Annotated in this window: 7 protein-coding genes; 2 read left to right on the forward strand and 5 right to left on the reverse strand. The window is 69.1% G+C overall.

Going from position 1 to position 5,421, the window contains the following annotated elements; all coding sequences use genetic code 11:
• Together Q0996_RS19155 and Q0996_RS19160 are read right to left on the reverse strand one after the other, a co-directional pair.
• Nucleotides 1–353: EamA family transporter (locus Q0996_RS19155; protein WP_367575673.1), on the reverse strand; the 353-nt coding region annotated here is incomplete at its 3' end.
• A gap of 84 nt (nt 354–437) precedes the next feature.
• The gene (locus Q0996_RS19160; RefSeq protein WP_299623476.1) at nt 438–1,103 is read right to left on the reverse strand and encodes a pyridoxamine 5'-phosphate oxidase family protein; all 666 of its coding nucleotides are present in this window, start codon (nt 1,101–1,103) and stop codon (nt 438–440) included.
• A gap of 115 nt (nt 1,104–1,218) precedes the next feature.
• Between Q0996_RS19160 and Q0996_RS19165 the strand changes: the two genes are divergently transcribed.
• Nucleotides 1,219–2,760, forward strand: coding sequence for a PLP-dependent aminotransferase family protein (locus Q0996_RS19165; RefSeq protein ID WP_299623479.1), 1,542 nt, complete (start codon nt 1,219–1,221; stop codon nt 2,758–2,760).
• Between the two features lie 30 nt (nt 2,761–2,790).
• On the opposite strand, the gene Q0996_RS19170 is transcribed toward Q0996_RS19165, so the two are convergent.
• From Q0996_RS19170 to Q0996_RS19180, 3 genes are all read right to left on the reverse strand, one after another.
• Entirely contained in the window at nt 2,791–3,720 is a 930-nt protein-coding gene (locus Q0996_RS19170) for a DMT family transporter (RefSeq protein WP_299623481.1), read from the reverse strand.
• A gap of 8 nt (nt 3,721–3,728) precedes the next feature.
• Nucleotides 3,729–4,535, reverse strand: a complete 807-nt coding sequence (locus Q0996_RS19175) for a fructosamine kinase family protein (RefSeq protein ID WP_299623484.1) — start codon at nt 4,533–4,535, stop codon at nt 3,729–3,731.
• Between the two features lie 76 nt (nt 4,536–4,611).
• Entirely contained in the window at nt 4,612–5,112 is a 501-nt protein-coding gene (locus Q0996_RS19180; RefSeq protein ID WP_299623487.1) for a low molecular weight protein-tyrosine-phosphatase, read from the reverse strand.
• Between the two features lie 119 nt (nt 5,113–5,231).
• Between Q0996_RS19180 and Q0996_RS19185 the strand changes: the two genes are divergently transcribed.
• Nucleotides 5,232–5,421: Sir2 family NAD-dependent protein deacetylase (locus tag Q0996_RS19185; RefSeq protein ID WP_299623489.1), on the forward strand; the 190-nt coding region annotated here is incomplete at its 3' end.

The following is a 5,421-nucleotide window of genomic DNA, read 5'->3' on the forward strand; positions in this document are numbered from 1 at the left end:
ACGCCGGCCTCCACGCCGACACCGATGCTGGCGAAGACTCCGCCCAGATAGACGGCGTGGGGCAGCAGCCCGGCGATGCAGAGATGGGCGATGCTGCGCCAGCCGCGCGGCCAGGGCGCGGCGGTGGCCAGGGCCAGCAGTGCCAGCAGGCCGGCGGCAATGGCAAAGCGGATCGCCAGGAAGGTCAGCGGCTCGGCATGGGGCAGCCCCAGCTTGGCGCCGATGAAGCCGGTGCCCCAGAGCACCACGAAGAGGCCGGCGGCCGCTATGGCGGCAAGGCCCCGGATGCTGCCGGCGGTTGCGGGCTGGCTGGACATGTTGTGCTGATAGCCCGCCGCGGCGGCGCCCACCACTGCGGATTCGGCAGGGTTGCTATTCGGTGAGCGGTTTGGCGAAGGCAAAGCCGCGCTTCGCTAACCCGCCGTTGCCGGCCGGCCCTATCCGATGCGGATCTTCGAGAGGTTTTCGGGCTTTGTCACGCCGGTCTTGAGCTGCGGATCGTCCTCCGGCCCGGCGAAGGCATAGCCGAGCGGCACCACACCCGCCCAGACATCCAGATCCATGTCCTCGGCATCGTCGATGGGCGGGCCGCGGCGCACCTTCGCGGCAACCTCCTCCAGCTTCAGGGAGACCACTGTCGTCGCCTTCAGTTCCTGTTTGGTCACCGGGCGAAGATCGGGCCAACGGCCGGGAACGATGCGCTCCATCATGGCTTCCAGGCGCGCCAGCTTCTCCGCTTCCTCGGCGACCGGCTCGGCGGTGCCGAAGGCCATCACAGAGCGGTAGTTGACCGAGGTGTGGAAGGCCGAGCGGGCGAGCACCAGCCCGTCCATCAGTGCCACAGTGAAACAGACCCGCGGCCCGGTCTTCAGATGGCGCAGCATCTTGCTGGCCGAGGAGCCGTGCCAGTAGACCCGATTCCCCATCCGCCAATAGGCGGTGGGGGTGACATAGGGATGCCCGTCGATGACATAGCCGACATGGCACATCAGCCCGGCATCGAGGATCTCGTAGACCGTCTCGCGGTCGTAGTGGCCGCGGTCCGGCGCGCGCTTGACCTTGGTCCGCCCGGTGGGTGTGAAGTCGTCGAGTCTCTGCTGCATGGTGCGCCGTCGCGGTTGGTGGCTTGTTTCGGTGGCGCAGGCTAAGGGCAACGTGGTTTTCCCAAAAGGGCCGCTTCCTGGTATTCTTTGGGGCCACTTCTGGGAAGGATTGGACGTGCCGGACAGCGTGCAGAGGGTCAGCCGCCGGACACCGCTGCTGGCCCTGGCGCTGGACCGGGGCTCGGCCGTGGCCCTGCAGCAGCAGCTCTACGAACAGGTGCGCGAGGTCATTCTCTCCGGCGGCCTGCCGCCGGGGGCGCGGCTGCCGTCCAGCCGCACCCTGGCCCGGGAGCTGGGCTGCTCGCGCAACACCGTGGTCACCGCCTTCGATCAGTTGATCAGCGAGGGCTATCTGGAGGGACACGCCGGTTCCGGCACTTTCGTCTGCCGGGTCCTGCCGGAGGAGCTTCTGGGCGCGGCGCCGGCGGCGGCGCAGGAGACCCGGGCCAAGGCGCCCGTCCATGCGCCGCGCCTGGCGGCTCGTGGCCGGGCCATCGCCGGCCTGCGCAGCCGCAACGTCAGGACGCACCGCGCCTTTGCGCCGGGCGTTCCGGATACCGAGAACTTCCCCTTCGACGTCTGGGGGCGGCTTTACGCCCGGGCCTGGCGGCGTCCCGAAGCCGCGCTGCTGGAGCTTGGCAGCCCGGCGGGGCACCAGCCGCTGCGTGAGGCCATCGCCGACTATCTCAACAGCTACCGCGGCCTGCGCTGCCGCTGGCAGCAGGTGATCATCACCACCGGCGCCCAGGCGGCCATCGGGCTGGCCACCCAGATCCTGCTGGAGCCGGGCGATCCCGTCTGGATCGAGGAGCCGGGCTACGCTGGCCTGCGCGGGCCTCTGCTGGCCGCCGGGGCGCGGCTCGTCCCGGTGCCTCTCGACGCAGAGGGCATCTCGGTTGCTGAGGGCCGCCGCCTGGCCCCCAACGCCCGTGCGGTGGTGGTGACCCCGTCCCACCACTATCCGCTGGGCACGGCGCTCTCCCTTGCCCGGCGCCTGGAGCTCCTGGAATGGGCGCGGGAGGCTGGGGCCTGGGTGCTGGAGGACGACTACGACAGCGAATACCGCTATGCCGGCCGGCCCCTGGCCTCGCTGCAGGGCCTGGCGGCGGGCCGTGGCGAGGTGGGTCGTGGCGAGGCGGGCCGGGTGATCTATCTCGGCACCTTCTCCAAGGTGCTCTTTCCGTCGATCCGGATCGGATACCTGGTGGCGCCGGAGCCTTTGATCGACGCCTTCACCGCCGGCCAGGCGGCGCTGGGTGCGCTGCCTTCGGCGCTGGTCCAACCGGTGCTGGCCAGCTTCATCGACGAGGGCCACTTCGCCACCCATGTGCGGCGCATGCGCCGCCTCTATGCCGCGCGCCAGGCGGCCCTGGTTGCGGCGGCGGGCGAACACCTGGCGGACCTTGTGACCGTCGCCCCCGACGATGCCGGTCTGCACCTGATGGCCTGGCTGAAGCCGGCACTGGCCGAGCGGCTCGGTGACCGGGAGGCGGCTGAGATCGCGGCGGCGGCGGACATCACCGTCGCGCCCCTGGCGGACTACTTCCTCGGAACGCCGCGCCGCTCCGGCCTGCTGCTCGGCTATGCCGCCGTGCCGGAGCCGGTCATCGGCGCCCAGGCCGCCCGTCTCGGCGCCGCGCTGCGCGCCAGGCTATAAAGTAGCTTCGATCTTCGTCGAACAAAGACCCTATGAGGTGGGGCCGAGGGGCCCGCCGACCGGCTGCACCGGCTTGGGCTTGCGGGTCTCGCGGTGCAGGATGTAGAGGCCGCTGGCGATCAAAATGGCCGAGCCGAGCCAGACATTGGGCCCCGGCACGTCCTGCCAGATCACCCAGCCGAAGATGACCCCCCAGAGCAGGACCGAGTAGTCGAAGGGTGCGATCACCGACGCCGGGGCGAAGCGGTAGCCCTGGGTGATCAGCATCATGCCGGAGGTGCCGACCACGCCCATGAAGACGAAGATGCCGAGGTCCGGCAGGCTCGGGGTCTGCCACTGGGCCGGCATCATGGCCGCTGTCACCGCCACGATGATCAGGCTGGGCCAGAAGAGAATGGCCGAGGTGGAAAGATAGCTGGTCTGCTTGCGGCCGATCAGCATGGCGATGGCATAGCTGAAGGCCGCACCGAGAGGCAGCAAGGCCTCGACCCGGAACGTCGAGGTGCCGGGCTGCACGACGACGAGTACGCCGATGAAGCCGAAGATCACCGCCGCCCAACGCCTGATCCCCACGTATTCGCCCAGAAACGGTACCGAAAGCGCGGTGATGAACAGCGGCGCGGCAAAGGCGATGGCGAAGGCATCGGCCAGCGGCAGATAGCGCAGGCCGGTGAAGAACAGGAAGGCTGCGCAGAGATTGGCGCAGGCGCGGGCCAGCAGCATGAGCGGGCGCTTCGGGCGCAGGCTGGCCCAGCCGCCGCCGGCGAAGAGCACGAAGACCAGGATGGTGACCAGGCCGAAGCCGTTGCGCGCCAGGATGATCTGGCTGATGGCATAGCCGGCGCCGAGAAACTTGGCGCAGGCGTCCATCACCGCCATGCCGAACAGGCCGATCAGGGCGCAGGCGATGCCGAAGCCGATGCGCTCACCGCCGGCAGGTTGTGCGGCCTCCTGGCTCATGCATCCATCTAATCGTAGCGGTCGAGGATGTCCCGCACCATTTGCGCATAGGGGGGTCCACAGATCTGCGTGTGTACGAGCAGCGGGAAGAGATTGTAGATGTCGCGCCGCGCCTCGCGGTAGCCGGGGCGCTGCGGCCGCAATTCCTCATAGCGGCGGTGGAAGGCGGGGCCGAAGGTGGAAAGCAGCTCGATGTAGGCGATCTCCACCTCCGGATCGGCGAAGTAGAGCGCCGGGTCGATATAGGCCGCGACACGTCCGCTGTCGAAGAGGATGTTGCCGGTCCAGACGTCGCCGTGGACCAGGCCGGGGCGCGGCGGCGGGTCGATGAAGCGCTCCAGCCGGCCACAGAAGGCTTCCAGCGCGCGGTGGGTTTCGGCCGGCAGCCGGCCGGACTCCCGGGCGATGCGGCCCATCACCAGCAGGCGCTGCTCCCGGAAAAAGTCGCACCAGGAGGAGGTCCAGGGGTTCGGCTGCGGCAGGGCACCGATCACCGTGTCCCGTTCGAAGCCATAGGCCTCTGCGGTGACGGCGTGCAGCGCGGCAAGCTGCTCGGCCGCCTGCAGCTCTGCAGATTGGCGACCGCCGGGATCGCCCGCAGCGCCGTCGTTGTCCACGAAGTCCATCAGCAGCAGCGTTTCTGAAACGTGCCGTGTCCGCGGCACCGGCAGGTTTGTCTCGCTGGCCAGGTAATCGAGCATGAAGCCTTCGACGGCGAGCCCGCCGCTCGCCGCCAGCTTAACGACCAGGGGTGCTTCCCCCGCCAACTCGACCCGATAGACCTCGGCGACACAGCCGCCGAGGAGCCGTGTCATGCCCGTCGGGCGGCGCCCGAGGACAGCGGCAATCCGGTGTTCCGGAAGAGCGGCCTCGACCGCCGGATCGGAAAGGTCAGGACCGCCGGTCATCGCTCGGCAGGCAGTCGCGTTTGAACGCCTCGATCCAGGCCGGCACCGCGCCCTCGACCACCTCCAGCATGTGCTCGTAATCGGCCCGGCCGCCGTAGTAGGGGTCCTGAACCTCTCCGGCCTCCGGCAGAACGGAGAGAAAGAGCGCCAGTCTGCAGGCCGCACCCTTGGGGCGGCGGTGTTCGAGCTGGCGCAGGTGATGCCGGTCCATCGCCAGGATCAGGTCGAAGTCGTCGAAGTCCTTTGAGGCGAGTTGGCGTGCGCGCAGACCGCTGAGGTCGTAACCGCGCGCCGCCGCACAGGTGACGGCTTCGCCAGAGGGCGCTTCGCCGACGTGATAGCCGTCGGTCCCCGCCGAATCCACCTCGACCTGCCGGTCCAATCCGGCCAAACTCAGGTGGTGGCGCAGCAGCGCTTCGGCCGTCGGCGAGCGGCAGATGTTCCCCGTACAAACGATGAGGACTTTCAGGCTTTTGTCGGCCAAGCTTTTATCGGCATGCATGAGTGGCACGATCAGATATCGGGCAGCGGTTCTTCCTCTATCATCGGGGCCGCGCCCCCGCAAGCGGGCGGCCCTCGCGCTGGGCAGCGGGGTTGGCGGTGATGGCTGAGGGGCGGATCGTCGTCCTGACCGGCGCGGGCATCTCCAAGGAATCCGGCCTCGACACCTTTCGCGACCCCGACGGCATCTGGGCCCGGGTGCGCATTGAGGACGTGGCGACGCCGGAGGCCTTCGCCCGCGACCCCGACAAGGTGCACGCCTTCTACAATCATCGGCGCAGCGGACTCCTGG

This window comes from Pelagibius sp. (assembly GCF_028289705.1).
Lineage (GTDB): Bacteria > Pseudomonadota > Alphaproteobacteria > Kiloniellales > Kiloniellaceae > Pelagibius.